General features: G+C 64.8%; 28 protein-coding genes and 1 tRNA gene. 19 read left to right on the top strand and 10 right to left on the bottom strand.

What is annotated here, in order from left to right:
- Window positions 1–67 precede the first annotated feature (67 nt).
- From gspH to HHL08_RS13890, 8 genes are read left to right on the top strand one after another with little or no spacing between them, the layout of a single operon-like run.
- Window positions 68–508: a type II secretion system minor pseudopilin GspH gene (gspH, locus tag HHL08_RS13855; protein WP_169573836.1), complete on the top strand. Its 441-nt coding sequence runs from the start codon at window positions 68–70 to the stop codon at window positions 506–508.
- On the top strand, window positions 501–863 hold the full coding sequence (gene gspI / locus HHL08_RS13860; RefSeq protein ID WP_328804660.1) for a type II secretion system minor pseudopilin GspI: 363 nt from the start codon (window positions 501–503) through the stop codon (window positions 861–863). Before gspH ends, gspI begins: the two co-directional genes overlap by 8 nt.
- Window positions 860–1,648, top strand: coding sequence for a type II secretion system minor pseudopilin GspJ (gene gspJ, locus HHL08_RS13865; RefSeq protein WP_268932714.1), 789 nt, complete (start codon window positions 860–862; stop codon window positions 1,646–1,648). Before gspI ends, gspJ begins: the two co-directional genes overlap by 4 nt.
- On the top strand, window positions 1,641–2,630 hold the full coding sequence (gspK, locus tag HHL08_RS13870; protein WP_328804661.1) for a type II secretion system minor pseudopilin GspK: 990 nt from the start codon (window positions 1,641–1,643) through the stop codon (window positions 2,628–2,630). Before gspJ ends, gspK begins: the two co-directional genes overlap by 8 nt.
- On the top strand, window positions 2,627–3,745 hold the full coding sequence (gspL, locus tag HHL08_RS13875; protein WP_169573738.1) for a type II secretion system protein GspL: 1,119 nt from the start codon (window positions 2,627–2,629) through the stop codon (window positions 3,743–3,745). The genes gspK and gspL overlap by 4 nt, the downstream gene beginning before the upstream one ends.
- Window positions 3,742–4,230, top strand: a complete 489-nt coding sequence (gene gspM / locus HHL08_RS13880; protein WP_169573739.1) for a type II secretion system protein GspM — start codon at window positions 3,742–3,744, stop codon at window positions 4,228–4,230. Before gspL ends, gspM begins: the two co-directional genes overlap by 4 nt.
- Entirely contained in the window at window positions 4,227–4,949 is a 723-nt protein-coding gene (gspN, locus tag HHL08_RS13885) for a type II secretion system protein N (RefSeq protein WP_169573740.1), read from the top strand. Before gspM ends, gspN begins: the two co-directional genes overlap by 4 nt.
- Window positions 4,946–5,686, top strand: a complete 741-nt coding sequence (locus tag HHL08_RS13890; protein WP_169573741.1) for a prepilin peptidase — start codon at window positions 4,946–4,948, stop codon at window positions 5,684–5,686. The genes gspN and HHL08_RS13890 overlap by 4 nt, the downstream gene beginning before the upstream one ends.
- Before the next feature lie 5 nt (window positions 5,687–5,691).
- Here HHL08_RS13890 and HHL08_RS13895 read toward each other — a convergent pair.
- The 4 genes from HHL08_RS13895 to HHL08_RS13905 all read right to left on the bottom strand — a co-directional run bounded on the left by HHL08_RS13895 (window position 5,692) and on the right by HHL08_RS13905 (window position 7,787).
- Window positions 5,692–5,768, bottom strand: a tRNA-Pro gene (locus tag HHL08_RS13895).
- A 54-nt stretch (window positions 5,769–5,822) separates the two neighbouring features.
- Window positions 5,823–5,957 (bottom strand): hypothetical protein, encoded by a 135-nt coding sequence (locus tag HHL08_RS25935; protein ID WP_268932715.1) that lies wholly within the window; start codon window positions 5,955–5,957, stop codon window positions 5,823–5,825.
- Window positions 5,958–6,043: 86 nt separating this feature from the next.
- Window positions 6,044–6,256 carry a hypothetical protein gene (locus tag HHL08_RS13900; protein ID WP_088185566.1) on the bottom strand — a complete coding sequence of 71 codons (213 nt, stop codon included), beginning with the start codon at window positions 6,254–6,256 and terminating at the stop codon, window positions 6,044–6,046.
- A gap of 157 nt (window positions 6,257–6,413) precedes the next feature.
- Window positions 6,414–7,787, bottom strand: a complete 1,374-nt coding sequence (locus HHL08_RS13905) for a M20/M25/M40 family metallo-hydrolase (RefSeq protein ID WP_169573742.1) — start codon at window positions 7,785–7,787, stop codon at window positions 6,414–6,416.
- A gap of 98 nt (window positions 7,788–7,885) precedes the next feature.
- Here HHL08_RS13905 and ettA point away from each other — a divergent pair, with 98 nt between their 5' ends.
- Window positions 7,886–9,571, top strand: coding sequence for an energy-dependent translational throttle protein EttA (ettA, locus tag HHL08_RS13910; protein WP_169573743.1), 1,686 nt, complete (start codon window positions 7,886–7,888; stop codon window positions 9,569–9,571).
- Between the two features lie 262 nt (window positions 9,572–9,833).
- Here the strand turns inward: ettA and HHL08_RS13915 are convergent, their stop codons facing one another.
- On the bottom strand, window positions 9,834–10,835 hold the full coding sequence (locus tag HHL08_RS13915; protein ID WP_169573744.1) for a cytochrome-c peroxidase: 1,002 nt from the start codon (window positions 10,833–10,835) through the stop codon (window positions 9,834–9,836).
- 198 nt (window positions 10,836–11,033) lie between these two features.
- Here HHL08_RS13915 and HHL08_RS13920 point away from each other — a divergent pair, with 198 nt between their 5' ends.
- A complete protein-coding gene (locus tag HHL08_RS13920) occupies window positions 11,034–11,552 on the top strand; it encodes a TPM domain-containing protein (protein WP_169573745.1) in 519 nt (172 codons plus the stop codon).
- 138 nt (window positions 11,553–11,690) lie between these two features.
- Here the strand turns inward: HHL08_RS13920 and HHL08_RS13925 are convergent, their stop codons facing one another.
- Genes HHL08_RS13925 through HHL08_RS13935 form a run of 3 tightly spaced genes read right to left on the bottom strand, consistent with a single transcriptional unit; the run spans window position 11,691 to window position 13,479 of the window.
- Window positions 11,691–11,972: an acylphosphatase gene (locus HHL08_RS13925; protein ID WP_169573840.1), complete on the bottom strand. Its 282-nt coding sequence runs from the start codon at window positions 11,970–11,972 to the stop codon at window positions 11,691–11,693.
- The gene (locus HHL08_RS13930; RefSeq protein WP_169573746.1) at window positions 11,972–12,826 is read right to left on the bottom strand and encodes an NYN domain-containing protein; all 855 of its coding nucleotides are present in this window, start codon (window positions 12,824–12,826) and stop codon (window positions 11,972–11,974) included. Before HHL08_RS13930 ends, HHL08_RS13925 begins: the two co-directional genes overlap by 1 nt.
- 14 nt (window positions 12,827–12,840) lie before the next feature.
- On the bottom strand, window positions 12,841–13,479 hold the full coding sequence (locus tag HHL08_RS13935) for a carbonic anhydrase (protein ID WP_169573747.1): 639 nt from the start codon (window positions 13,477–13,479) through the stop codon (window positions 12,841–12,843).
- Window positions 13,480–13,487: 8 nt separating this feature from the next.
- On the opposite strand from HHL08_RS13935, the gene lipA reads away from it, so the two are divergent.
- Window positions 13,488–14,495, top strand: coding sequence for a lipoyl synthase (gene lipA, locus HHL08_RS13940; protein ID WP_169573748.1), 1,008 nt, complete (start codon window positions 13,488–13,490; stop codon window positions 14,493–14,495).
- A gap of 7 nt (window positions 14,496–14,502) precedes the next feature.
- Window positions 14,503–14,976 (top strand): type II toxin-antitoxin system RatA family toxin, encoded by a 474-nt coding sequence (locus tag HHL08_RS13945; RefSeq protein WP_169573749.1) that lies wholly within the window; start codon window positions 14,503–14,505, stop codon window positions 14,974–14,976.
- Here HHL08_RS13945 and HHL08_RS13950 read toward each other — a convergent pair.
- Together HHL08_RS13950 and HHL08_RS13955 are read right to left on the bottom strand one after the other, a co-directional pair.
- Entirely contained in the window at window positions 14,925–15,440 is a 516-nt protein-coding gene (locus tag HHL08_RS13950; RefSeq protein ID WP_169573750.1) for a CinA family protein, read from the bottom strand. The genes HHL08_RS13945 and HHL08_RS13950 overlap by 52 nt on opposite strands.
- 4 nt (window positions 15,441–15,444) lie before the next feature.
- Window positions 15,445–16,626 carry a bifunctional 2-C-methyl-D-erythritol 4-phosphate cytidylyltransferase/2-C-methyl-D-erythritol 2,4-cyclodiphosphate synthase gene (locus tag HHL08_RS13955; RefSeq protein ID WP_169573751.1) on the bottom strand — a complete coding sequence of 394 codons (1,182 nt, stop codon included), beginning with the start codon at window positions 16,624–16,626 and terminating at the stop codon, window positions 15,445–15,447.
- 116 nt (window positions 16,627–16,742) lie between these two features.
- Here HHL08_RS13955 and dusB point away from each other — a divergent pair, with 116 nt between their 5' ends.
- From dusB to hflX, 7 genes are all read left to right on the top strand, one after another.
- Window positions 16,743–17,765, top strand: a complete 1,023-nt coding sequence (dusB, locus tag HHL08_RS13960; RefSeq protein ID WP_169573752.1) for a tRNA dihydrouridine synthase DusB — start codon at window positions 16,743–16,745, stop codon at window positions 17,763–17,765.
- Window positions 17,762–18,871, top strand: a complete 1,110-nt coding sequence (locus HHL08_RS13965; RefSeq protein WP_169573753.1) for a two-component system sensor histidine kinase NtrB — start codon at window positions 17,762–17,764, stop codon at window positions 18,869–18,871. Before dusB ends, HHL08_RS13965 begins: the two co-directional genes overlap by 4 nt.
- Window positions 18,871–20,316 carry a nitrogen regulation protein NR(I) gene (ntrC, locus tag HHL08_RS13970; RefSeq protein WP_169573754.1) on the top strand — a complete coding sequence of 482 codons (1,446 nt, stop codon included), beginning with the start codon at window positions 18,871–18,873 and terminating at the stop codon, window positions 20,314–20,316. The genes HHL08_RS13965 and ntrC overlap by 1 nt, the downstream gene beginning before the upstream one ends.
- Before the next feature lie 111 nt (window positions 20,317–20,427).
- Window positions 20,428–22,689, top strand: coding sequence for a sensor histidine kinase (locus HHL08_RS13975; RefSeq protein WP_169573755.1), 2,262 nt, complete (start codon window positions 20,428–20,430; stop codon window positions 22,687–22,689).
- A complete protein-coding gene (gene ntrX / locus HHL08_RS13980; protein ID WP_169573756.1) occupies window positions 22,679–24,049 on the top strand; it encodes a nitrogen assimilation response regulator NtrX in 1,371 nt (456 codons plus the stop codon). The genes HHL08_RS13975 and ntrX overlap by 11 nt, the downstream gene beginning before the upstream one ends.
- Before the next feature lie 174 nt (window positions 24,050–24,223).
- Window positions 24,224–24,706 (top strand): RNA chaperone Hfq, encoded by a 483-nt coding sequence (hfq, locus tag HHL08_RS13985; RefSeq protein ID WP_169573841.1) that lies wholly within the window; start codon window positions 24,224–24,226, stop codon window positions 24,704–24,706.
- A 124-nt stretch (window positions 24,707–24,830) separates the two neighbouring features.
- Window positions 24,831–26,165, top strand: a complete 1,335-nt coding sequence (gene hflX / locus HHL08_RS13990) for a GTPase HflX (RefSeq protein WP_169573757.1) — start codon at window positions 24,831–24,833, stop codon at window positions 26,163–26,165.
- The last annotated feature ends 52 nt before the right edge of the window (window positions 26,166–26,217 follow it).

Below are 26,217 nucleotides of genomic sequence, written 5' to 3' on the forward strand. Positions count from 1 at the left end.
GGGTCCAGGTTCTCATGCGCAGCGTCCGGTCCACTGGACCCCGGCCTTCGCCGGGGCACGTTCGCGGATGTGCGAACGTGGCTTCACTTTGATCGAACTGATGGTCGTGCTGACGATCATCGGCTTCATTTCTGCTGCCGTGGTGCTCGCCATTCCCGATCCGCGCGGGCGCGTGATCGAGGATGCCGACCGCTTCGCCGCGCGCGTGGCCGCCGCGCGCGACGAAGCAGTCGTCACCGCGCGTCCGATGGGCCTGTGGGTGTCCGCGTCCGGCTATGGTTTCCAGCGCCGCGAGGCGGGGCAATGGGCGCAGCTGGAAGACAAGCCCTTCGTCACCGCCAACTGGAAAGGCGGCACCCGGGCCCTGGTGGGCAAGGATGGCCGCCAGCAGATTGCCTTCGACGGCACCGGCCTGCCCACTGATCCGCTGACCGTCACCCTGGCGCGCGAAGGCGAGCGGGTGTCGGTGACTGTCGATATGGCGGGAAAGGTCATGGTCGGTGGGTAAGCGCGAGGCCGGCTTCACGCTGCTCGAAATGCTGGTCGCGCTGGCGGTGTTCAGCCTCGCTGCGCTGGCTCTCGTGCGGTTGCAGGGCGTCACCCTGCGCACCGCGGCCGATCTCGACAGCAAGGCGCTGGGCCAGATCGTCGCGCGCAACCTGATGGTCGATGTGCAGACCGATCCGATCCCGCCGTCCGTCGGCGAGGAGGATGGTGACGTCGATAATGGCGGGCGGCGCTGGCACTGGAGCCGAACGGTGAAGCCGACCGACGACGCGCGGCTGTTGCAGGTCGACCTGACCGTCGATGGCCAGCCGGGCGCATCGCCGGTGGTGCTTAGCTTCGTGCGGGTGGTCGAATGATGAATCCTATCCATCAACATCCGTTCGTTTCGAGCGAAGTCGAGAAACATCAACACAGCGCTATCCGCTTCTCGACTACGCTCGAAGCGAACGGATGTGGGCGCGCGCAATCGAGCTTCACCATTTCCAAGGCGGCCGATCGCGGCTTCACGTCCTCTACGGCTTCCGCCGATCGCGGCTTCACCCTGATCGAACTGCTCGTCGCCCTCATGATCTTCGCGATGCTCGCCGGCGCGGGGGTGCTGCTGCTGGGCAATAGCGTATCGGCGCAGGCGCAGATCAAGGCGCGGCTGGACGATAGCGCGGCGGTTCAGCGCGCGGGCGGGGCGCTGGCCGGCGATCTGGGACAGGCGGTGCCGCGCATCACCCGGACCGAGGCGGGGACGCTGGCCCCTGCCTTCTGGGCGCATGACGAGGGCGAGAGCGCGCCGGTGATGCAGTTCGTGCGCGGCGGATGGGACAATCTGGGCGACCTGCCCCGGCCATCCTTGCAGAAGGTCGAATATTGGGTGCGGCAGGGGCGGCTGGAACGGCGGACCTATGCCCAGTTGGACGGCGCGACGGGCGACGATCCGGCCGCGCTGCTGGAGAATGTGGAGGCGGTCTTGCTGCGTTTCCGCGATGCGCAGGGCAAATGGCGGGAGGATTGGACCCCGACCCAGCCGGACCTGCTCCCCCGTGCGGTCGAAATGACGGTGACGCGCACGGGCGAACCGCCGGTCATGCTGCGCTTCCAGGTGGCACCCGGCCCGGTCGAAAAGCTGGAGGTCGCGGCTGGTGCCTGATCCCTGTAACAAAAACGAACGCGGCGCCGCTTTGCTGACCGTGCTGCTGTTGGTAGCAGTCATGGCCGTGGTCGCCGCGACGGCGCTGGAGCGGGTCGCGCTGGCGACGCGGATGACCGGCAATGGCGGCGCGGTCGATCAGGGTCGCGCCTATGCCGATGCCGCGACCGAGATGGCGCGGTTGCGCATTGCCGATCTGACCGCATCAAACCCTGCCAAGATAACCTTGGCGGGCGGATGGATGGGCACGCCGCAAACCATCCCGGTGCCAGGCGGCATCGCTACCGCACGAGTGACGGATGCGGGCAACTGCTTCAACCTCAACAGCGTCGTCAGCGGCGATAATGAGGCAAACCTGAAAGTCCGCGCGATCGGCGTCAGCCAGTTTCAGGGCCTGTTGCAGGCGATGGGCGTGGATGCGCGGCAGGCGCAGGCCGCGGCGGCGAGCCTGGCCGACTGGATCGACACCGACAGCGCGCCGCAGCCCGGCGGCGCGGAGGATGAGACTTATGCGCGCATGGAACGGCCCTATCGCGCCGCCAACCGCATGATGGTGGACGCCAGCGAATTGCGCGCGGTCAGCGGAATCAGCCCCGCCATCTACGCACTGGCGCGCCCATGGATTTGCGCCCTGCCGGTCACGGATTTGTCGCCGATCAACATCAATACGCTGCTGCCCGATCAGGCCCCGTTGTTTGCGATGCTGATACCGGGACAATTGAGCGTTGCACAGGCGCGGCAACTGCTGGCGCAGCGGCCGGCGGACGGCTACGGCAGCACGGTGCAATTCTGGGCCCTGCCCTCCCTCGCCGGGCTGTCGCCCATGAATGAGGTGACCGAACAGGTGAAATTGACGACGGGATTTTTTGGAGTGGACGTGTCGGTGGATGTTGGGGGAACGCAGGTGGTGGAGCGGGCGCTGATCGATGCGCGGCAAAGCCCGGCGCTGCTGGTGCGTCGCAGTTGGGGGGCGGGGGCATGAGCAGTCGCGACGCCCTGATCGTCTTCCTGCCCGAAGCGGCGGGGGCGGAACCCCATTGGATGCGGGTGGTGGACGGCGCGCTGGTCCAGGCGGGCGTGGGCGCGAACTGGCTGGCGGCCTGCGGCATCGCCGCGCTGCCCGATCAGGCGCGGGTCATGCTGGTGCCGCCCGCCGCGCTGGTGACGCTTTACTGGACGGTGCATCCCGATCTGCCGGTGCGGCAGGGGCGGGCGGCGGCGCGGCTCGCGGCGCTGGCCGGCGGGCTGGTGCCGTCCGACCAACTGTTTGCCGCGACCGACGTTAACGAAGACCCCGCCCGCCCGCATATCGTTGCGGTGGCGAGCCATGCCGACATGCAGCATTGGCTGCTTTGGGCGCAACATCATGGGCTGGACCCGGACATCATCGTGCCGGCCCCGTTGCTGCTGCCGGAGCCGGAGAGCGGCTTCACCCGCGGCCTGATCGCGGGCGAGGCGGTGTTGCGCGGCGTGGATATGGCGCTCACCGCCGACATGGCGCTGCCGGCCTTGATCGCCGACGCGCCGATCGCCGATGTGTCGCCCGGCGTGATCGAGGGGCGGGCGATCGCTGCACTCGATACGCCGCCGATCGACATGCGGCAGGGCGAGTTCGCCAAGCGCGTCCGGCGCGCGATGGATGGCCGGGCGGTCGGCCGCATCGCGTTGTGGAGCGGGCTGATCCTGCTCGCCAGCCTCGCCATCGCGCTGATCGGCATCGCCAAGCACCATGGGGAAGCAAGCCGCCTGGATCGCGAAAGCCTGGCGCTGGCGCAGCAGGTGACGCCGGACGCCACCGACGCGGTGCAGGCGCTTGCGGAGATGGAGGGCAAGCTCGCCGCGCGGGGAGCGGGTGGCCGGGCCTTTACCGCGCCAGTGGCCGGATTGCTGGCGGCGATGCAGGATGCGCCCGGCGTCGCGATGACCGGCCTGTCGCGCGATCCCGACGGCATGGTCCGCGCCACCCTGGCCGCGGCCAAGGCGGACGACATCAACATCGTGCTGTTGGCGTTGCAGGCGGCCGGTTTCACGATCACGGCGACCCCGTCCCAGGAACCGGGCGGGCGGACGTTGGCAGATATCACGGTGCGGTCATGATGGAACGATTAGGCGCATATTGGGCGGAACGATCGCCCCGCGAACAATGGCTGCTGGGCGTCATGTTCGCGCTGCTGGCGGTCGTGATCCTGTGGTTCGGCATCGCCATGCCGCTCGATCGGGCGCAGCGCAGTGCGCGCGATACGCTCAATGAAGCGACCGATCGCAACGCGGCGGTGCGCGCTGCGGTCAAGCAGCTCAAGGCGCTGCCGCGCAACGCCGCCGCCACGGGGCCGGTCACCCCGGTCGATCAGTTTGTCGGGCAGAGCGCAGGCGAGGCTGGGCTGACGCTGGAACGGGCGCAGGCGCAGGGCGGCGACCGGATCGACATCGCCATTGCGTCGGTCCGTCCGGTGGCGCTCTTTTCCTGGCTGGCGGCGCTGGAGGCGCAGGGCGTCCGGGTGGAAACGATGAGCGCGCGGCCTTCGCCAACTGCGGGCAGCGTCTCGGTGCAGGCGGTGCTGGTGCGGGGAGAGGGACGATGATGGGCCTGTCGCTGTCGCGCCGGATGCGGATCATTCTCCTCATGACGCTGGTGCTGGGCCTACTGCTGTTCCTGCCGATGCGGGTCGCGCTGGGCCTGGCCGGGCTGGAGCGGCTGGGCATCGCGGCGCGGGAGGTGCGCGGCACCGTATGGAGCGGGCGGATCGACCAGTTGATGCTGGGCAATATGCCGCTTGGCAGCGTGCGTGCCGGTCTGTCGCCAATATCCCTGCTGGTCGGGCGGGCGCGATTCGACGTCGCCCGGACCAAGGGGCTGGCGGATGATGTCCAGGGTGCCTTGACGGTCGGCTTCGGCCGCATTGGCGTGGATGACGTCACCGGCGCGGTGCCGCTCGGTCGCACCTTCGCGCCGCTGCCGGTGGGCAGTCTGATGCTGGAGGATGTCAGCGCCTATTATGCGGGCGATCGCTGCGGCCATGCCGAAGGGCGCGTGCGGGCGCGGATGGCGGGGCAATTTCCCGGCCTGAACCTGACGCAGGGCCTGTCGGGCGTCGTCGTTTGCGATGGCGATGCGCTGCTGCTGCCGCTGGTCAGCCAGTCGGGCATGGAGAAGATCAGCCTGCGCATCTGGCGATCGGGACGTTATACGGCCGAAATGCGGGTTGAAACCGCCGATCCGACGCTGGCCGCGACTTTGGGCCAGGCCGGTTTCGCGGGCGTGGGCAACGCCCAGTTGCTGAAGGTCGAAGGGACGCTGTGATCCAGCCGATCGCGGCGCTGGCCGGCGCGCTGGCCGGTGCGATCCTGGGCAGCTTCCTCGCCACGCTAATCCTGCGCTGGCCGCAGGGGCGGGGCGTGGCGCGCGGGCGATCGGCCTGCGATGGGTGCGGCCGAACGCTGGCGTCGCGTGACCTGATTCCCCTGTTCAGCGCAATGGTCCAGCGCGGCCGCTGTCGCACCTGTGGCGCGCGGATCGATCCGCTGCATGGCCGCGTGGAGGCGGGATGCGCGATCATCGGCGCGCTGGCGATCGGCGGGACGCCGGACATGGGCGGGATCGGCTGGGCGCTGCTCGGCTGGACGCTGCTGACGCTGGCGATCCTCGATTGGCGGCATTTCTGGTTGCCCGATGCGCTGACCCTGCCTCTGGCCTTTCTCGGCCTCACCATGGGCATGTGGGCGACCGACGTCATCCTGATTGACCGCGTCATGGGCGCTGCGATCGGCTATGGCGCATTGCTGGCCATATCGCTGGGCTATCGCGCGTTGCGGGGGCGTGATGGGTTGGGCCTGGGCGATGCCAAGTTGCTGGGCGCCCTGGGCGCCTGGTTTGGATGGCAGGCGTTGCCCTTCATCCTGCTGATCGCGTCGATGATGGGGCTGGTCGTGATGCTGGCCAGCGGACGGGCGAAGAGCCGCACCGCGCGGGTGCCATTGGGCACCTTCCTTGCGCTGGCGGCGTTGCCAGCGTGGATCATGGTTCTGCGCTTTTTTTAGGAAAGTGGTCGGGGAGACAGGATTCGAACCTGCGACATCCTGCTCCCAAAGCAGGCGCGCTACCAGACTGCGCTACTCCCCGACGAGGGGCGGCCTTAGCGGGGGAATGCGCGTCCCGTCAATCGCCATCGCCCTGTTAGTGGAAGAAAAGCCACAAAAGCAGGATGATGGGAATCGGCACGCCCAGCAGCCACAATAATATGCCCTTGCCCATGTCGATCTCTCCTGTGTCCTCGGTCGTAAAAGCGGCGGAGAGCCATGGATGTTCCATCAGGCGCTGGTTTCGGATCGCGTCGGCACAAACAAAAAGGGCGGGCCATTAAGGCCCGCCCTTCGAGAATCTCGCAAATGCGAAGATTACATCGCGTTCGAAGCGTTCTCAGCAACGTTGGCGGCGTTAGCAGCAACATTGGCAGCGTTAGCAGCGTTGTCCGCAGCGTTGGCGGCGTTCTCAACGACGTTTTCGACGACGGCGTTCGAAGCGTTCGCGGTCTCGTTGGCCGGCTTCTCACCGCAAGCGGCGAGGGCCATCAGGCTGGCCGAAGCGAAAACAGCAGCGATCTTCTTCATTGTGTACGGCTCCCATAGCATTATGCCGCGTCAGGCACGTTTGAAATGTAACCCTACGCGAGCGACCCGCATTAACGTGTGCGATGCACAAATCAATGCTTTTCTGCGCCGGTGAAACGAAGGAATCACGCGACAGGGCGTTGTCTACTATAAAAGTTCAGTTAACGCCCATGGATTCTGGTGCATTGGCGACGGCTTCCAGGGTCACCGCCCAGGCGGCGACATTCTGGCGCAACTGGGCGGGATCGACCTTGTCCAGCGTATCGTCGGGCGTGTGGTGCAGGTCGAAATAACGCGTGCCATCCTGTTGCAGGTCGATCACCGGCACCCCGGCCTTGACCAGGGGGGCGATGTCAGCCCCACCGCCTGCTTCCTGCGTGCTGGCACCCACACCCAGTGGCGCGAGCGCGCCCGCGATGCGCTTGGCCAGCACCTCATGACCCTGCGGCAGTTTGAAATCGACGCGCCAGATGCGATCCGCGCCGAAATCCGATTCGATGGCCAGCGCATGCTTCTCCGCTCCGTGTGCCTTATAATAGGCCCGCGCGCCGTCGCCGCCGACTTCCTCCGCGCCCGCCATTAGCACGCGGATGGTGCGGCGGGGCTGGCCGAGCTTGGCGACCTGTAAGGCGGAAGCCGCCGCGATGCCGCAACCGGTTGCGTCGTCGATCGCGCCGGTGCCCTGGTCCCAGCTATCGAGATGGCAGGCGGCCACCACGATGCCCGTCGTCGGATCGCTGCCGGGGATTTCGGCGATGACGTTGCCCGACGGCTGGTCCTTCAACATCTTGGATGTCAGCGTCAGATGGACTTTCACCGGTTGGCCGCGCGCGATCACGCGGGCAAGCTGTTCGGCGTCCGGCACGGACAGCGCGGCGGCCGGGATCGGCGTCACGCCGTCCGCCCACATCTGCACGCCGGTATGCGGCACACGATGATGGTCGGTGCCGATCGATCGGATCAGGATCGCGATCGCGCCCTTTTTGGATGCGATGCTTGGTCCCTGCCGCCGCGCCGCGCCGAAATAGCCGTAGGAGGAGCCATCCTGCGTCGCCTTCATGCCATGATCGACAAAGGCGATCTTGCCTTTAAGCGCTGCGGCGGGTGCGGCTTCCAGATCGGCGATGCTGGCGAAATAGACGATCTCGCCCTCGATACCCTTCTCGCTGGTCGATCCGCTGTTCCCCAGCGCCGCCAGCACCAGATTTTGCGGGAAGGGCGACACTATGCGCGCCTCGTCACGGCCGCGCACCCATACCGGCATGGTATAAGGTTCGGCCCGGACATTGGAAAAGCCCAGCGCCTTCAATTTCGCCACCGCCCAATCGCGGGCGCGCGCTTCCTGCGGCGTACCGGCGGGGCGGGGGCCGACCTCCGTCGTCAGCCCTTCGGTAAAGGCAAAGGCGACATCGTCTTTCAGCGCCGAATCGCGAATCGCGGCGCTGTCCGCCGGGGCGGCGTGGGAAAGGACGGGGGTGAAGATGCTGCCAAGGAGGAGGGCGGCGAGCGTGCCCGATCGGATTTTCTGCATGGGTGGGAGCGTAGCGGGCCATCACCTATTTGCCAATGCGCCCCGCCTCCGCTAACTCCGCGCCAAATCCTCTTATCCTACGTTGGAGCTGCCCGAACATGTCCGCCTCCTCGCAATATGCCTATGTCATGAAGAGCATGACGAAGACCTTCCCCGGCGCGGCCAAGCCGGTGTTGAGCGATATCAACCTGCAATTCTATCGTGGGTCCAAAATCGGCATCGTCGGTCCCAACGGCGCGGGTAAATCGACCCTCATCAAGATCATGGCCGGCATCGACACCGACTATAGCGGCGAGGCCTGGCCGGGCGAGAATATCACCGTCGGCTATCTGCCGCAGGAACCGCAGCTCGACCCGAACAAGACCGTGCTGGAAAACGTCAAGGACGGCGCGCGCGAGACGGCCGACAAGATGGATCGCTTCAACGAGATCAGCAACATCATGGGCGACCCGCCGGAGGACGTCGATTTCGACGCGCTGATGGAGGAAATGGGCACGTTGCAGGAGCAGATCGATGCCGTCGATGGCTGGTCGCTCGACAGCCAGCTGGAACTGGCGATGGAGGCGCTGCGCTGCCCGCCGTCGGACTGGTCGGTCGAAAGCCTGTCGGGCGGTGAAAAGCGCCGCATCGCGTTGACCCGCTTGCTGATCCAGAAGCCCGACATCCTTCTGCTGGACGAACCGACCAACCATCTGGATGCCGAAAGCGTCACCTGGCTGGAAAATCACCTGAAGGAATATGCCGGGTCGGTGCTGATGATCACCCATGACCGCTATTTCCTCGACAATGTCGTGGGCTGGATTCTGGAACTCGATCGGGGCAAATATTTCCCTTACGAAGGCAACTACTCCACCTATCTGGAGAAGAAGTCGAAGCGCCTGGAGCAGGAAGACCGCGAGGCCACCGGCCGCCAGAAGGCGATCAACGACGAGCTGGAATGGATCAGGCAGGGCACCAAGGGCCGCCAGACCAAGTCCAAGGCGCGTATCAAGAAGTTCGAGGAACTGGTCGCGGGTCAGAATAACCGCTCGCCCGGCAAGGCGCAGATCGTCATTCAGGTGCCAGAGCGGCTGGGCGGCAAGGTGATCGAATTCAAGAACATCACCAAAGCGTTCGGCGACAAGCTGCTGTTCGAGGATCTGTCTTTCCTGCTGCCGCCCGGTGGCATCGTCGGCGTGATCGGGCCGAACGGCGCGGGTAAATCCACTTTGTTCAAGCTGATTACCGGGCAGGAAACCCCTGATTCGGGCGAGATCGACATCGGGTCGACCGTGCGTCTGGGCTTCGTGGACCAGAGCCGCGACCATCTCGACGGCTCCAAGAATGTCTGGGAAGAAGTGTCCGACGGCCTCGACTATGTGAAGGTCAACGGCCACGACATGTCGACGCGCGCCTATGTCGGCGCCTTCAACTTCAAGGGGCAGGACCAGCAGAAGAATGTCGGCAAGCTGTCGGGCGGTGAACGCAACCGCGTCCACATCGCCAAGATGCTGAAAAAGGGCGGCAACGTGCTGCTGCTCGACGAACCGACCAACGATCTGGACGTCGAAACGCTGGGCGCGCTTGAAGAAGCGATCGAAAATTTCGCGGGTTGCGCCGTGGTCATCAGCCATGACCGCTTCTTCCTCGATCGCCTGGCCACCCACATCCTGGCGTTCGAAGGCAACAGCCATGTCGAATGGTTCGAAGGCAATTTCGAAGCCTATGAAGAAGACAAGCGCCGCCGCCTGGGCGACGCCGCGGACCGCCCGACCGCGCTGTCGTATAAGAAGCTGACGCGCTGATCGGATGCCGTCAGGCGGGGCGGCGGTCATGCGATTGCAATATTTGCAACCGTGATATTGCCTTTCGCACTTGCGATGGTGGCGCTAACATTTCATAGAGGGCGTGCCTTTCAGGCATCCTCTCCTAAAACTTTACGGGCTGGTCCTTCACGGATCGGCCCTTTTTTTGTGCGCCTAATCTCGGCGTGCTCCCGCGCAGGCGGGAGTCCAGTCCTGACGTTGGAACTGGCCTCCCGCCTGCGCGGGAGCACGCTGGCATGATTCAAGCCGGGACGGGGCAGCCGACAGGCGGTGGCCCCAGCGCGGGATTCTTGAGAAAATCCCGATCGGTCAGCGCATCGAGAAACGCCAGCAGCGCGGACATGTCGATGCCTGTCAGATGCGCGGCGGCATGGCGGCGAATCGCGCCGTCGATGCTGTCGGCCTTGCCATCGTGCAGCCATGGCCCGGTGACCGCGACGTTGCGCAGCGACGGGGTGCGGAACTGTTCGGGCGGCGGCTCGAAACCGGGCGGCGGCGGTTTGCCGCCATAGGCCGGGTCGTCCGATTCGCGGGGCGCCGCGGTACCGACATAATGGACCTTGCCATCGGTCAGGTCCGCGCCGCTATGGCAGGATGCGCAGCCCGACGCCTGGAACTGCGCCGCGCCTTTGGCGGCCAACGGGGTCAGGGTGCCGCGATCATAGGCGCTGCCGAACGAAATCATGGTGCGCTGGAACGCGCCCAGCGCCGCCGTTACCCTAGCAAAATCCGTGGCCCCCTTCGCGCCGGGAAAGGCTTGCGCGAACATCCGGCGATAGCAGGGATCGGCGTCCAGCCGCGCGGCCAGGTCGCCATCGCGGCCGGCCATGCCCATTTCCACCGGCTTGGTCCCGGTCATCGGCACCATCGCCTGCGCCTCCAGCGTGGTGATGCCCGCATCGGTCCAGGTCAGGCCGCTGCGCCAGGCGACATTGGCCAACCCCGGCACATTGCGCACGCCCATGTCGCCGGTCACGCCTACATGGGTGGGCTGGCCATCGGTAAAGCCGCGCGCCTGCTGGTGGCAATCGGCGCAGGCCATGCTGCCGTCATGCGACAACGCGCGATCGTAGAAGAGGCGGCGACCCAGCGCGATCTTCGCCGCGCTCATCCCCGTGTCGGCGGGCAGGGCAGGCGCGCTGACCCCCGCTGGAAAGACGGGCCAGCGCCAGTCCGCCCCCGCGCCCATGGCGCCGGACGCCAGCACGACCGCGCCGATGATCCCTGCTATGCCAACCCGCATGGCCATTCCCCCTGCGCCGCGTACGACGAACGAACGCTGGCTTATCCGCAGGGGGAGGGCAAGGCTGGGTGGATTTCAGTCGATCAGCTTTTGGATAGATGGCCGACAATAGCTGACGTTCCGCGATAAAAATCATGCGGCAACAATCGTCCACTTGCATACATTGACGATTTAGGAATGCGGTCCCACTGTGCGGGCATGAAGGCCATCTTTCTTCTTATGCTTGCCGCCACTGCATCCTGCTCGGACGGAAAGGCAACCAATCAGTCACCTTCAAGCAACCGATTAGACGCCAGCGACAGCGCGCCCGCGAGCGTTGCGCTTCGAGGGCGGGTTACGGACGACGCCGACATACTGAACCCCGAGCAAGAGGCGAGTCTGTCCACCCGGTTGCAGGCGTTCGAGGAAGCATCTGGTCACCAGATGGTCGTAGTCACGGTGCAGTCGCTTGGCGGACGGGACGTCGCCGTTTTCACAAAGGAGCTTGGCAACACGTGGGGTATTGGAAGAGCGGAACAGGACGACGGGATTATCCTTCTTGTTGCGCCAAAAGAACACAAGGCGCGGATAGAAGTGGGTCTGGGTTTGGAGCGGACGCTTCCGAACAACTTATGCAAGCAGATCATGGATACTGAGATCATCCCGCACTTCCGGAACGGCGACTATCCGAGCGGCATCAGTGCTGGGGTGACCGCGGTCATCGCCCATGCCTCGTAGGGCAAGGCCGATAGCTGCGTTCCATCAGATCCCGTCATTCAGCGTCCCACGAACCATCTCAATGAGTTGCCGGTTTCGAGGATGAGGATAATCTGACGGAGTGCCCAAGAAATGGTCGTGTCCAGACACCCGCTACCTTCAAACCGTCCCGCGCTTGTCGAACCCGCTCAGCCCCTCAACCGCCACCTCGCCCTCATCGATCCGCGCCACCTTCGCCGCCGGTGGCCCATCCTGCGCCAGCGCGATAAACCGCGCCACGGCCTCCGCCTCGCCCTCTACCAGCGCCTCGACGCAACCGTCCGTGCGGTTGCGGACCCAGCCCGCGAGGCCCAGCCCGCGCGCCGTTTCGACCGTCCAGGCGCGATACCAGACGCCCTGGACCCGGCCATGGATCATCAGGTGCCGCGCCACCTGCGGCATCATTTGACCCGCTTGATCCAGGTCTGCCCGCCTTCGCGGACTTCGGTGATGAAATTGGGGATGGCGGCGACCAGGTCGGACAGGCGTTTGTAACCATAGTTGCGCACGTCGAAGCTGGAGCGGTTGCCGACCCGCTGGCCCACCGGCCCCAGCGCCACGAAGCCGCGCTCGTCGCGCTTTGCCTCATCATAGGCGTCGATCAGCAGGCGCACGACTTCGGGATCGACCGCCTTGCCGGGCGTGGGCACGGCGGCGGGCGGCGCGACCGGGGCGGGCGCGGCTTGAGGGGCGGCTCTGGCTGGCGCGGCCTGGGGCGCGACCGCCTTGGCCGGCGCAGCCTTGTCCGCGGTTGCGCTCCGGGCCGGCGTCCTGGCCACCACCGGCACTTCGGCCGGTTTCAGCGCCGCGACATTCAGGAACCTCGTGCAGGCGCGGCGAAACCCTTCGGGCGTGTTCGCCGACCCAAAGCCATAGACCGGGATGCCCTGCTGCCGGATGCGGGTCGCCAGCGGGGTGAAGTCGCTGTCGCTGGACATCAGGCCGAAACCATCGACCCGGCCCGACGCCATCAGGTCCATGGCGTCGATCGTCATCTTCATGTCGGTGGCGTTCTTGCCCTTGGTCAGGTCGAACTGCTGCTGCGGCTCGATTGCCTGCGCGATGGAGAGCGCGGCCCATGTCTTGAGCGTCGCCTTGCTCCAATTGCCATAGGCGCGGCGGATATTGACCGTCCCCAGTTCCGCCAGGACATTCATGACCGAATCGAAATGCGCCGCCGACGCATTATCCGCGTCGATCAGCAGGGCGATATTACCCCGGCCTTCCAAAACGCGCCCTTCCTGTAACAACGCCATCGCGCCTGGTTCCTTTATGCGGGCGAGAAGGCGCCGCTATCCTCGTCCAAGATGTTCAACACGCCGTCGGTGATCGCGAAGAAACTGCCGACCAGCTTCAATTCGCCCTTGCGCTCCTTAGACCGGACGCAGGGAAAGGTGCGCAGATTGGCCAGGCTCACCTTCACCGCTTCCTGCTCCATCGCCCGTTCGGCATCCCGGTCGCGTCGCTCGCCATAGTGGCCGATCACGACATCGCGGGCATCGTCCAGCAATTCGATCCAATTGTGGATGAAGCCGCCTTCGCCCGGCGGCGCGTCCTTCAGATCCTGGCTGAGCGCCGCCTTGCACCCCCCGCATTTGCCATGGCCCATGACGACGATCTCGCCGACTTTGAGCACCTGCACCGCAAATTCCAGCGCGGCGGACACGCCATGATGGCCAGGCGCCGTCTCGAACGGCGGCACCAATGCGGCGACGTTGCGCACGACGAAAATCTCGCCGGGGCTGGTGTCGAAAATCTGCGCCGGGTCGACCCGGCTGTCGGAACAGGCGATCACCATCACCCTGGGGCTCTGCCCCTCGTTCAGTTCATCCCATCGCGCGCGCTGCTGGTTCCAGCCGGTGTCGCGGAAACGGCGATAGCCATCGAGCATGTCGGTAAAATCGGTCATGTCCAGCGATGTGCCGCACAAATAGGGGGCTGGCAAGAGCGGCCCTGCATCGCTATCTGGGGCGCATGAACGACATCAGCCCGATCCCCGTACCCGGTCAGCCCGCCAGCCCGGAACGCGCCCGCAAGCCCGACTGGATTCGCGTCAAGGCGCCGACCAGTCCGGCCTATCATGAAACGCGCAAGCTGATGCGCGACAAGGGTCTGACTACCGTCTGCGAGGAAGCGGCTTGCCCCAATATCGGGGAATGCTGGACCAAGAAGCACGCCACGGTGATGATACTGGGCGACGTCTGCACCCGCGCCTGCGCCTTCTGCAACGTCAAGACCGGGATGCCGCGCAAGGTCGACGTCAACGAACCGCAGAATCTGGCGGATGCCTGCGCCGAAATGGGGCTGGAACATATCGTCATCACCTCGGTCGATCGCGACGACCTGCCTGACGGCGGCGCATCGCAGTTCGTCAAGGTGATCGAGGCGCTGCGCCGAACGACGCCCAACACGACGATCGAAATCCTGACGCCGGACTTCCGCAATAAGCATGAACGCGCCGTCGAAATGATCGTCGCCGCCCGGCCCGACGTCTATAATCATAATCTGGAAACCGTTCCGCGCCTTTACCCGACCATCCGTCCCGGCGCGCGCTATTATGCGTCGCTGCGCCTGCTGGAGTCGGTGAAGAAGCTCGACCCGTCGATCTTCACCAAGTCCGGCATCATGCTGGGCCTGGGCGAAGAGCGGCTGGAGGTCCATCAGGTGATGGACGACATGCGGTCCGCCGACATCGATTTCCTGACCATGGGCCAATATCTGCAACCCACGCCCAAGCATGCCAAGGTGATCGATTTCGTCACCCCGGCGGCGTTCACCGCCTATGCGGGGATTGCGCGGGCCAAGGGCTTCCTCCAGGTCGCATCGTCGCCGCTGACCCGGTCCAGCTATCATGCCGGCAAGGATTTCGCGGAAATGCGCGCCGCGCGCGAAGCGAAACTCGCCAAGACGGCGGCGAAGGCCTGACGTCCAGATGCCCAAGCATGAAGAAACGCGCCACCTTCCCTATACGCCGACGCAGATGTTCGACCTGGTGTCGAATGTGGAGGCCTATCCCGAATTTCTGCCATGGATCAGCGCTATCCGCGTGCGATCCGACAGCGAGAGCGAGATGGTCGCCGACATGATCGTCGGCTTCAAAGGGGTGAAGGAAAGCTTCACCTCCCGCGTCATTAAGCATCGACCCGACCATGTCCGGGTGGATTATCTCGACGGGCCATTGAAGCATCTCCACAATGAATGGCGCTTTCGGGACGACGGGCAGGGCGGGGTGCTGGTCGATTTCGAGGTCGAGTTCGAATTTAAGAACCGCTTGTTCGAAATGCTCGCCGGCCAGTTTTTCGACAAGGCGCTGCGCAAGATGATCGGTGCGTTCGAAACCCGCGCCACGCAGCTTTATGTGGGCGAATCGGGCAGCAGCAGTTCCAGCGCGCACAGCGCCGCCTGAAGCCGCACGCCGCCCCGGCCATTATCCTCGAAATGGCGCATGTCGGCGACGACCTTTTCGGCCGCGGCACCGCGTTCCGCGCGGGCGAAGACGACGGTGCCGACCGGCTTCTGCTCGCTGCCGCCGCCTGGTCCTGCGATGCCGGTGATGGCGACCGCGACATGGGCGTGGCTTTTCTTCAGCGCGCCCTGCGCCATCGCCCAGGCGGTCGCGATCGATACCGCGCCGAACGTATCCAGCACATCATGCGAAACTTTCAGAAGTTCCGCCTTCATGTCATTGGAATAAGTAATAAACCCGGCTTCGAACACTTCGGAGGAGCCGACGATCTCCGTTAGCGCGGCCGACACCAGCCCGCCGGTGCAGCTTTCCGCCACGGCGATGGTGCGCCCGGCCCGGCGGTTGGCGATGATGACCTTTTCGGCGAGTTCGACCAACTGGGCCGGCAGGATCGTATCTGGCATGGGATCAGGATAGCGCGGGGAGGGACAGGGTGGCAACCGCTTGTGCGCCAATGCCTTCGCGCCGACCGGCAAAGCCCAGCCGCTCGGTCGTCGTGGCCTTCACGCTGATCCGGTCGATCGGCACCGCCAATATCTCGGCGATGCGCGCGCGCATGGCGTCGCGATGCGGGCCGATCTTGGGCGCTTCGCAGATGATGGTCAGGTCGAGATGCTCGATCACACCGTCCCGTGCGACCACGCGGTCGCGCGCATAGGCCAGGAAGCGGTCGGACGATGCGCCGCGCCATTGCGGGTCGGACGGCGGGAAGTGGCTGCCGATATCCCCCTCCGCCAGCGCGCCCAGCATCGCATCAACGATCGCGTGCAGCGCCACATCGGCATCGCTATGCCCGGCAAGGCCCCGATCGTGCGGCACCAATATGCCCCCCAGCCAAAGCTCTTCGTCGGACGCAAGGCGGTGGACGTCATAGCCCATGCCGACGCGCGTGGTGCGCGGCGTCACCAGTTGCGCTTCGGCGCGGGTGAAGTCCTGGGGATAGGTCAATTTCTCAAGCCTTTCATCGCCTTGCACCAATATGACGTCATGGCCCCAGCCTTTCAAAATCTGCGCATCGTCGGTCGCCTCATGCGCTTCGTCCCACGCCCGGTGTGCCACCATGATGGCGTCGAAGCGGAAAGCCTGCGGCGTCTGGACGCGATGCAGTCCATCCCGGTCCACGCCATCGCCCATCTTGCCGCTGGCACCGCGTATCAGCGTATCGGCGACCGGCAGCGTCGGGATGGCCCCGGTCCCGCTCTCCAGCGCCGCCAGCAGGCGATCGATCACGCCGCCGGGCAGGAAGGGGCGGGCGGCGTCATGGATCAGCACGATATCCGCGCCGCCCTGCGCCGCGATCGCCTCCAGCCCCGCGCGCACCGATCCACGCCGGCTGTCGGCACCGGTCACGAAGGATGCGGCCCGTTCGCCCAGCAGGGCGCGCGCCGTGCCTTCCTGTCCGTCGCCCAGCACGATATGGATCGCGTCGATCCCGCCATGGGCCGCCAACGCATCATAGGCATGGGCCAGCACGGCCTTCCCCGCAATCATGCGGAACTGCTTGGGCGTGTCGCCGCCCGCCCGGTTGCCCTGGCCCGCGGCGACGATCAGCGCAACGATCTTGCTTTTGGATATCATGCAGCGCCGCATAGCGGGTCGCGGGACCGACCGGAAGAGGTGGTGGACCGAAAGGGCCAGCGCCTTGCCGCGCGCTCCAATTTCCGCTAAGGGCTGCCTGTTTTTTAGGCAGTATCAAAAGTAAGACCATGCGCAGGCTTTCCCCTATCTCCATCGGCCCGATCACCATCGACATGCCGGTCGTCCTTGCCCCCATGACGGGCGTGACCGACATGCCCTTTCGCACGCTGGTCCGCCGCTATGGCTGCGGCCTCAACGTGACGGAAATGATCGCGTCGGCGGCGATGATCCGCGAAACCCGCCAGTCGCTGCAAAAGGCGGCCTGGCATCCGCTGGAAGAACCGGTTTCGATGCAGCTTGCCGGCTGCTCGCCGACCGAAATGGCCGACGCCGCCAAGCTGAATGCCGATCGCGGCGCGGCGATCATCGACATCAATATGGGCTGCCCGGTGAAGAAGGTCGTCAATGGCGACGCGGGCAGCGCACTGATGCGCGACCTGCCACTCGCCGCCTCGCTCATCAAGGCGACGGTCGAGGCGGTCGATGTCCCGGTCACGGTCAAGATGCGGATGGGCTGGGACCATGCCAGCCTCAACGCCCCGGAATTGGCCCATATCGCCGAGGATCTGGGCGCGCAGCTCATCACCGTCCACGGCCGCACCCGTTGCCAGATGTACAAGGGCAGCGCCGATTGGGCCTTTGTCCGCTGCGTCAAGGACGCGGTGAAGCTGCCGGTGATCGTCAATGGCGACATTTGTTCGGTCGAGGACGCCGACACGGCGCTGGAACAGAGCGGCGCGGATGGGGTGATGATCGGGCGCGGCGCCTATGGCCGGCCTTGGCTCATCAGTCAGGTCATGGCCTGGCTGACCGATGGCACGCGCGTTCCCGACCCATCACTGGCGGAACAATATCAAGCGATCATAGGGCATTATCACGCCATGCTCGAACATTATGACACCTACACGGGCGTCAATATGGCGCGCAAGCATATTGGCTGGTATACCAAAGGGCTGACCGGATCGGCCGAGTTCCGCAATGCCGTGAACCAGCAGCCGGACGCCGCGGTCGTGCTCGATATGCTGGCGCGTTTCTACGAACCGCTCATCGCCAGCGGGCTGGACGCTGCGGACCTGCGCAAGGCCGCATGACGGTGACCTTGACGTCCGTCCCGCCGCTTAGGATGTTGCAGGACGGGCCTTCGCTGGGCGAACAGATGACGGCGCTGCCGGTGGCGACACTGGTGGTGAAGCCCGACAACAGCATCGCCGAAGCCAATGTGCGCGCCGAAACCCTGCTCAACATGGCTCGGTCGGCCATCGTCGGCAGCGACGTCGCGCGCACCATCCGCATCGCGGAGGCGGGCGCGCGCTTCGACATTTGGCACAGCAACAAGCCGATCGCCGCCTATGACATAAAGGTTCACGCCGGCCGCACCGCCGAAATGGAAGTCGACCTGATGATCGCGCCGATTGTCGATCATGACGGCTGGCGCGTGGTGTCGCTCCATGCCCAGAGCCAGGCCCGCAAGATCGGCCATCGCGGATCGTCGGGCGGCGCGCGTTCCGCCATGGGCGCGGCGGCGATCCTGGCGCATGAGATCAAGAACCCGCTATCGGGTATCCGTGGCGCGGCGCAATTGCTCGAAGGCGGTCAGGGCGGACGCGATGCGGCGCTGACCCAGTTGATCTGCAACGAAGTCGACCGGATCGCCGCGCTGATCGACCGGATGCAGGATTTCACCACCGACCGCACGCTGGAATGTCGCCCCGGCAACATCTATCCTTTGATCGACCGGGCGGCCGGGATCGCCGCCGCCGGTTTTGCAAAACATATAAGGATCATAAAACATTATGATCCGTCCTTACCCTTCGCCAACATCAATGAAGATGCCTTGGTGCAAGTGATGATCAACCTGCTGAAGAACGCTGCCGAGGCGCTGGAGCATGTCGCCAACCCGCGCATCCGGGTCGAAACCGCCTTCCGCCATGGCGTCTCCGTGGTGGTCGGCGACGGCAAGGGCAGCGCGGTGCTGCCGATCGAAATCCTCGTGATCGACAATGGTCCCGGCGTGCCCGAACATATTCTCGACCATCTCTTCAACCCCTTCATCACCGGCAAGCGCGACGGGCAGGGGCTGGGCCTGGCGCTGGTGGACAAGCTGGTCCGCGATATGAGCGGCTTCGTCCAATATAGCCGCGATGTGGAGGCGGGCGAATCCACCTTCCGCATCCTGCTGCCCATGGGGATGGGCTGATGCCCGCGACTGGCGCAATATTGGTGGTGGATGACGATCCCGCCATCTGCGTGGTGGTGGGCGAAGCCCTGCGGCGGCAGGGGCACCGGGTCAAGACCGCCGCCTCGATCCGTGAACGCAGCGCGTTGATGGAAAGCTTCGCGCCCGATGTGCTGATCACCGACGTCATGCTGCCGGACGGTGACGGGCTGGACGGCGTGGCGGAGATATTGGCGACCAAGCCCGACCTTAACGTCATCATCCTGTCGGCGCAGAACACGCTCAACACCGCGATCCGCGCGACCGAAAAGGGCGCGTTCGAATATCTGCCCAAGCCATTCGACCTCAACGAACTGACCCGCGCCGTCGCCGACGCGCTCGGCACCCGCCAGAGCGCGGAGGAACCGGAGGGCGACGTCGGCCTGCCGCATGACGGCCTGCCGCTGGTAGGCCGCTCGCCGGCGATGCAGGAAGTCTATCGCACCATCGCGCGCGTCCTGTCCAACGACCTGTCCATCCTGGTGCTGGGCGAATCGGGCACGGGCAAGGAACTGGTGGCCGAAGCGATCCACAGTCTGGGCCAGCGGCGCACCAAGCCGTTCATAGCAATCAACATGGCGGCGATCCCGCGCGAACTGATCGAGGCGGAACTGTTCGGCTATGAAAAGGGCGCCTTCACCGGCGCCCACGCTCGTACCGCCGGCAAATTCGAGCAGGCGCAGGGCGGCACGCTCTTCCTCGACGAAATCGGCGACATGCCGATGGAGGCGCAGACCCGGTTGCTGCGGGTGCTTCAGTCGGGCGAAGTCACGACTGTCGGCGGGTCGAAGCCGGTGCGGGTGAATGTCCGCATCATCGCCGCGACCAACAAGGATCTGCCGCTGCTGATCGAGGATGGCCGCTTCCGCCAGGATCTCTATTATCGCCTCAACGTCGTGCCGATCGCGCTGCCCGCCCTTCGGGAACGGCGCGAGGACGTCATCCTGCTTGCGCGCCATTTTCTGGAGCGAGCGGCGCAGGAGGGGCTGCCGCGCAAGTCGCTGGCCGACGATGCGGCGCAATTGCTGATGACCTATCATTGGCCCGGCAATGTGCGCGAACTGCAAAATATGATGCAGCGCCTGTCCGTTCTCAGCCGCGAAAATGTCATCACCGCCGAGATATTGCGCCATATGCTGCCGATGGATGCGATCCCGGCGGACTATGCCGCGCCGACCGATCATCTGGCGCATGCCGTTCGCGACTGGGCCAAACGGCAACTGGGCGTGGGGCTGGCCCAGCCCAATCGCGCGCTGCATGACGATTTGCTGGCGGTGGTCGAGCCTATCCTGTTGCAGGAAGTGTTGGCCAGCGTCGATGGCAATCAGATTCGCGCGGCGGGCCTCCTGGGCATCAACCGCAATACGCTGCGCAAGAAACTGACCGATTACAGCCTCGATCCCATGCAGTTGCGCCTGAACGATTGATCCGTATCAGTCGCAAATCAGGACGAACCGACGATCTGGATCGACCAGTGACAGCCCTTTTGCCAAATACTGTGTTTGAACGGGCACGGGGGTTGTTGTAACAATGCCACTATGAAAGGCGCGACCACACTCCCCAGGCGGGCATCGGCATGGCGGAGGACTCTTTCGCTGGCCCTGCGCAATGGACGGCTGGCCGCGCTGGTGGAAGGGGTGACGCTGGTGCTCTTCCTGGGCATGGCGGGGCTGACCTATCATATCCTGTCGGGCAGCGGCCAATCCTACACGCTGTTGACGCCGCCGATCGTCGCGCTGTTGCTGGTGGCCAATCTGGTCCCGGCGATCGCTCTTTTGGTGTTCCTGGGTCGGCGCGTCGCCAAACGCCGTGCATCGCAATCGGCCATCGGCAGCGAAGGGCAATTGCATGTCCGGCTGGTTGCCATCTTCTCCATCGTGGCCAGCGTGCCGATGCTGCTGGTGGTGATCTTCGCCTCCCTGCTGTTCCAATATGGCGTGCAATTCTGGTTTTCGGACAGCGCGCGCGGCATGTTGCAGAATGCCAGCGACCTGGCGCGCGGCTATTATGAACAGAATTTGCGCGAAGTGGGCGACGAAACCGTCACCATGTCCAGTGATCTGCGCAAGGAACTCATGGATTCGCAGGTCAGCAGTCCGCGATTCGCCGAATATCTTCTCTATCAGGTGGTCGGCCGCAAGCTGAGCCGGGCCGCGATCATCGAGCAGGGCGCGGATGGCATCGTGCGCACCGCCGCCACCGTCGACCCGGAAAACCGGCCCGCGGCGGACAAGCTGACCCCCGAGGTTATCGGTCGACTGAGCCGGGGGGAGACGATCGTCGTCCAGACCCGCAATAACCAGATCGAGGCGGTGACGCTTCTCTATCCCAAGTCCAAAATCTATCTCTACGCGGCGCGTAACGCGGACAGTTCGTCCTTCTCCAACGTGGCCCGCGCGCAGAAAGTGTTGTCGGATTATGATCTGTTCGCGGCGCAATCGCGCGCGCTCCAGCTCCGCTTCAATATCGCGCTGTTTGTGGGGTCGCTGCTGCTGGTGGGCATCGCCGTCTATATCGCGCTGGCCGTCGCCGACTGGATGGTGCGGCCGGTAAACGAACTCGTGACCGCCGCCCGGCGCATCACCGCGGGCGACCTGTCGGCGCGTGTCACCAGCCCGCAGGCGCGCGACGAGATCGGCACCCTGGCCGCCGCCTTCAACCGCATGACACAGCGGCTGGAGGCGCAGACCGGGGCGCTGGTCGCCGCCAACAGCCAGCTGGACGAACGGCGCGCCTTTATCGAGGCGATCCTGTCGGGCGTCAGCGCCGGTGTGTTGTCGGTCGATTTCAAAGGCGTGGTGCAATTGCTCAACAGCTCGGCCGCCGCCATCCTGGTCGATGCCGACGGCGACGATCCGGTCGGCCGTTCCTTGGTCGACCTGTCGCCCGAACTGGCCGAATTTGTCGCGTCTGACGAAGGCGCCGGCATCGTCCAGGTGCGCGCCCATGGCGATTCGCGCACGCTGGCGGTGAAGCTGTCGCAGGACGCCTCACGCCACATCCTGACCTTTGACGACATTACCCAGCAATTGTCCGATCAGCGGCGCGCCGCCTGGTCCGACGTCGCCCGCCGCATCGCGCATGAGATCAAGAATCCGCTGACCCCTATCCAGCTGGCCGCAGAGCGCCTGCAACGCCGTTATGCGCAGGAAATCACCAGCGACCTGCCGACCTTCACCCGCCTGACCGGCACGATCGTCCGTCAGGTCGGTGATCTACGCCGCATCGTCGATGAATTTTCGTCCTTCGCCCGTATGCCCAAGCCGGTTTTCCGGCGTGAGGCGGTCGGCGACATAGCGCGCCACGCGCTGTTCCTGCATGAGGTCGCGCATCCCGAAATCCGGTTCGAATATGAGACGGACGACGCCGACATGGAATTGGTGTGCGACCGGCGCCAATTGGGCCAGGCATTGACGAATATCGTGAAAAATGCCGTGGAAGCGATTGAACAGAAACCCGTTCTGGAGGATGGGGGACGGCAGGGCCATGTCCGCATGCAACTGGCGCAGGGGCCGGACGGGGACATTGTCATCACCGTGATAGACGACGGCATTGGATTGCCGTCCGAACGGGACCGGATATTGGAACCCTATATGACGACGCGGTCCAAGGGGACGGGTCTTGGGCTGGCCATCATCAAGAAGATTGTCGAGGAGCATGTGGGGGAAATCCGCTTCGACGATGCACCGGGGGGCGGGGCGTGCGTAACCCTGCGCTTCGCCGCGGGGGCGCTGGAAAAACTGGAAGACGGGCAGGTAATCGCCCTGCCAAAAGGAAAAGTGACGGCCAATGGCGCTTGATATTCTGATAGTCGACGATGAAGAGGATATTCGCGATCTGGTCGCGGGTGTGCTCGAAGATGAAGGTTTCACCACCCGGACAGCCGCCAACAGCGACAGCGCGATCGATGCGCTGGATGCCCGTCGTCCCTCGCTCGTCCTGCTCGACGTCTGGTTGCAGGGATCGCGGATGGACGGGCTGGAACTGTTGGAGGAGATCAAGCGTCGCGATCCCACCGTGCCGGTCCTGATGATTTCCGGCCATGGCAATATCGACACCGCCGTCGCCGCGATCCGCAAGGGCGCGGCCGACTTCATCGAAAAGCCGTTCGAGGCCGACCGGCTGCTCCACCTCGTCTCACGCGCGACCGAAACGGAGCGGCTGCGTCGCGAAAACCAGGTGCTGCGCGCCCGCTTCGGCCAGGATGACGAACTGACCGGCTCGTCGGCGTCGATCAACGGCGTGCGCGCCACGATCAAGAAGGTCGCCGGTACTGGCAGCCGCGTCCTCATCTCCGGCCCCGCGGGCGTGGGCAAGGAAGTCGCCGCACGCATGCTCCACAGCTGGAGCGGCCGCGCCGATTCGCCTTTCATCATTGTCGCAGCCGCACGGATGGACCCGGATCGTGTCGAAGAGGAACTGTTCGGCGTGGAAGACCCCAGCGGCCTCGTCCGCCCCGGCTTTCTGGAACAAGCCCATGGCGGCACGCTTTATATCGACGAAATCGCCGACATGCCGATTACGACGCAGGGCAAAATCTTGCGCGTCCTGACCGATCAAAGCTTTACCCGCGTCGGCGGCCAGCGCGTGGTGAAGGTGGACGTCCGCGTCATCTCCTCGACCGCGCTGGACCTGGCAGGCGAGATCGAGGAGCGGCGTTTCCGTGAGGATCTCTTCTACCGCCTCAACGTCGTGCCGCTGGGTATCCCGCCACTGTCTGAACGGCGCGACGATATTCCGCCGCTGGTCGAACATTATCTTGCCCGCTTCGCTGCCGAACGCCGTGTACCGCCGCCGGAAATCGCCAGCGACGCCATGGCCGCGCTCCAGGCCAATGAATGGCCGGGCAATGTCCGCCAACTGCGCAATGTCATCGAACGCACGATGATCCTGGCGCCGGGCGACCGGATCCGGCGGATCGAACTCGACATGCTGCCGCCTGAACTCACCAGCGGCGGCGGCGGGGAGGGGATGGGCCAATCCTCCATCATGGGCGCGCCGCTGCGCGAAGCGCGTGAGAGTTTTGAGCGGGAATATTTGCGCATCCAGATTCGGCGCTTTTCCGGCAACATCTCCCGCACCGCGACCTTTATCGGCATGGAGCGATCCGCGCTGCACCGCAAACTCAAGCTGCTGGGCATCACCGAAGGCAAGGATTAGCGGCGTCTGGCCAATCGATTGCTGGAGGTTGGCTAAAGCGCATCTGCGCCATGGACGCTCCTTCGCAATTGCGATAGGATTGGCCGGCTCCCGACAGGCGGGGGCAAGCAAGACACCCTGCTTAGGGTGCGAGAGCGGGCAACGTCCCGCCAAGAATAAAGGATGGCGACGACCATGGCCGACAAAGTGAACAACCTTCAGGATATTTTCCTCAACGGCCTGCGCAAGACCAAGACCCCGGTGACCATGTTCCTGGTCAAGGGCGTCAAGTTGCAGGGCATCATCACCTGGTTCGACAATTTTTCCGTGCTGCTGCGCCGCGATGGCCAGTCGCAACTGGTCTACAAGCACGCGATCTCCACCGTCATGCCGGCCCAATCGATGGATCTGACCGACCTGCGCAAGGCCAGCGATGGCAATGGCAAGGGCAAGCTGCTCCAGGAAATCTTCCTGTCCGCCGTCCGCAAGTCCGGCAGCCCGGTGACGATGTTCCTGGTGAACGGCGTCATGCTCCAGGGTGAGATCGCCGCCTTCGACCTGTTCTGCATGTTGCTCGAACGCGACGGCATGGTGCAACTCGTCTACAAGCACGCCATCTCGACGGTCCAGCCGCTCCATGCGCTCGACCTGAGCGGCGAGAATGAACAGGACGATTGATCGCTTTTCCTGTCCGATAGACTAATATCGCCATGCTCTCGCGCAGGCGGGCGCCTAGTTCTGTCATCAGGACTGGGCTTCCGCCTTCGCGGGAGCATGTTGAATTTTGAGGCGTTGTAGTCCCATGGCCATATTCAACCGCGACTCCGATGACGAAGTGGCGCGCGGCGCTCGCGCCGTCGTCGTTCATGCCGAAACCCACAATGGCGACCGCCGAGACAGCGACGCCCGGCTGGAAGAGGCGCGCGGGCTGGCGCTGGCGATCGGCATCGATGTGCGCGCGTCCCAGGCGTTCCGCGTGCGCGACCGCAAGCCCGCGACGTTGTTCGGCAGCGGGCAAGTGGACCAGATCGCCACCCTAGCGCGGCAGGAAGAGGCCGACCTTATCATCGTCGACAACAACCTGTCGCCGGTGCAGCAGAGCAATCTGGAAAAGGCGTGCGAAGCCAAGGTCATTGACCGGACCGGGCTGATCCTCGAAATCTTCGGCGAACGCGCCGCCACCAATGAAGGCCGTCTCCAGGTCGAACTCGCCCATCTCGATTATCAGGCGGGCCGGCTCGTGCGTAGCTGGACCCACCTTGAGCGGCAGCGCGGCGGCTTCGGCTTCCTCGGCGGTCCGGGCGAAACGCAGATCGAGGCGGACCGGCGCATGATCCGCGACCGCATGGCCAAGATCCGCAAGGAACTGGACCAGGTCACCCGCACCCGCGGCCTGCATCGCGCCCGGCGTCAGCGCGCACCCTGGCCGGTGATCGCGCTGGTCGGTTATACCAATGCCGGAAAATCAACGCTTTTCAACCGGATGACCGGGGCTGACGTCATGGCGGAAGATTTGCTTTTCGCCACGCTCGACCCCACCATGCGCCAGATCGCGTTGCCGGGGCTGGACAAGGCGATCCTGTCCGACACCGTCGGCTTCGTGTCCGACCTGCCCACGCAGTTGATCGCGGCCTTCCGCGCCACGCTGGAAGAAGTGCTGTCAGCCGACCTCATCGTCCATGTCCGCGACATTGCCCATCCAGACAGTGAAGCCCAGCGTGACGATGTGCTGGACGTGCTCGGCGAACTGGGCGTCGCGGGCGAAGCGGCGCTGGATCGTAGGAAAGGGGAGCCGGACGCGCCGCCGATTCTGGAGGCTTGGAACAAGCTTGACCTGCTGAGCGAAGAAGACGCCGCGCTCGCCCGCGAAACCGCATCCCGCCGCGACGATGTCGTGATCCTTTCGGCCTTGACCGGGGAGGGGGTGGACATACTCCAGCGGACCATCAGCGACCGCATGACCCGCGGCGCGAAAGTCTATGGCCTGCGCGTGCCGGTGTCGGACGGCGCCACCGTCGCCTGGCTCCACGAACATGGCGAAGTCCTGTCGACCATCGTCGAGGACGAGGAAAGCCGCGTCGACGTCCGCCTGTCGGACTCCGCCTTCGCCCGTTATGCGAAGCGGGCCGAAGGGTAGGGCGTATCCCCTTGTTCGCGTCCGCCGCAGAAGCGTTTCTTGCTGATCGATA

Source organism: Sphingobium psychrophilum, assembly GCF_012927105.1.
Lineage (GTDB): Bacteria > Pseudomonadota > Alphaproteobacteria > Sphingomonadales > Sphingomonadaceae > Sphingobium > Sphingobium psychrophilum.

Coding starts and splice junctions, on each gene's coding strand:
- HHL08_RS13955 (WP_169573751.1), bottom strand. CDS start 16,626: ATGCGGCGCTGCATGATATCCAAAAGCAAGATCGTTGCGCTGATCGTC.
- HHL08_RS13945 (WP_169573749.1), top strand. CDS start 14,503: ATGCCCAAGCATGAAGAAACGCGCCACCTTCCCTATACGCCGACGCAG.
- HHL08_RS13950 (WP_169573750.1), bottom strand. CDS start 15,440: ATGCCAGATACGATCCTGCCGGCCCAGTTGGTCGAACTCGCCGAAAAG.
- lipA (WP_169573748.1), top strand. CDS start 13,488: ATGTGCCGCACAAATAGGGGGCTGGCAAGAGCGGCCCTGCATCGCTAT.
- ettA (WP_169573743.1), top strand. CDS start 7,886: ATGTCCGCCTCCTCGCAATATGCCTATGTCATGAAGAGCATGACGAAG.
- gspJ (WP_268932714.1), top strand. CDS start 860: ATGATGAATCCTATCCATCAACATCCGTTCGTTTCGAGCGAAGTCGAG.
- HHL08_RS13975 (WP_169573755.1), top strand. CDS start 20,428: ATGAAAGGCGCGACCACACTCCCCAGGCGGGCATCGGCATGGCGGAGG.
- gspH (WP_169573836.1), top strand. CDS start 68: ATGTGCGAACGTGGCTTCACTTTGATCGAACTGATGGTCGTGCTGACG.
- gspL (WP_169573738.1), top strand. CDS start 2,627: ATGAGCAGTCGCGACGCCCTGATCGTCTTCCTGCCCGAAGCGGCGGGG.
- HHL08_RS13905 (WP_169573742.1), bottom strand. CDS start 7,787: ATGCAGAAAATCCGATCGGGCACGCTCGCCGCCCTCCTCCTTGGCAGC.
- dusB (WP_169573752.1), top strand. CDS start 16,743: ATGCGCAGGCTTTCCCCTATCTCCATCGGCCCGATCACCATCGACATG.
- HHL08_RS13935 (WP_169573747.1), bottom strand. CDS start 13,479: ATGACCGATTTTACCGACATGCTCGATGGCTATCGCCGTTTCCGCGAC.
- gspN (WP_169573740.1), top strand. CDS start 4,227: ATGATGGGCCTGTCGCTGTCGCGCCGGATGCGGATCATTCTCCTCATG.
- HHL08_RS13965 (WP_169573753.1), top strand. CDS start 17,762: ATGACGGTGACCTTGACGTCCGTCCCGCCGCTTAGGATGTTGCAGGAC.
- HHL08_RS13915 (WP_169573744.1), bottom strand. CDS start 10,835: ATGCGGGTTGGCATAGCAGGGATCATCGGCGCGGTCGTGCTGGCGTCC.
- HHL08_RS13920 (WP_169573745.1), top strand. CDS start 11,034: ATGAAGGCCATCTTTCTTCTTATGCTTGCCGCCACTGCATCCTGCTCG.
- HHL08_RS13930 (WP_169573746.1), bottom strand. CDS start 12,826: ATGGCGTTGTTACAGGAAGGGCGCGTTTTGGAAGGCCGGGGTAATATC.
- hflX (WP_169573757.1), top strand. CDS start 24,831: ATGGCCATATTCAACCGCGACTCCGATGACGAAGTGGCGCGCGGCGCT.
- hfq (WP_169573841.1), top strand. CDS start 24,224: ATGGCCGACAAAGTGAACAACCTTCAGGATATTTTCCTCAACGGCCTG.
- HHL08_RS25935 (WP_268932715.1), bottom strand. CDS start 5,957: ATGGAACATCCATGGCTCTCCGCCGCTTTTACGACCGAGGACACAGGA.
- HHL08_RS13900 (WP_088185566.1), bottom strand. CDS start 6,256: ATGAAGAAGATCGCTGCTGTTTTCGCTTCGGCCAGCCTGATGGCCCTC.
- ntrC (WP_169573754.1), top strand. CDS start 18,871: ATGCCCGCGACTGGCGCAATATTGGTGGTGGATGACGATCCCGCCATC.
- HHL08_RS13925 (WP_169573840.1), bottom strand. CDS start 11,972: ATGCCGCAGGTGGCGCGGCACCTGATGATCCATGGCCGGGTCCAGGGC.
- ntrX (WP_169573756.1), top strand. CDS start 22,679: ATGGCGCTTGATATTCTGATAGTCGACGATGAAGAGGATATTCGCGAT.
- gspM (WP_169573739.1), top strand. CDS start 3,742: ATGATGGAACGATTAGGCGCATATTGGGCGGAACGATCGCCCCGCGAA.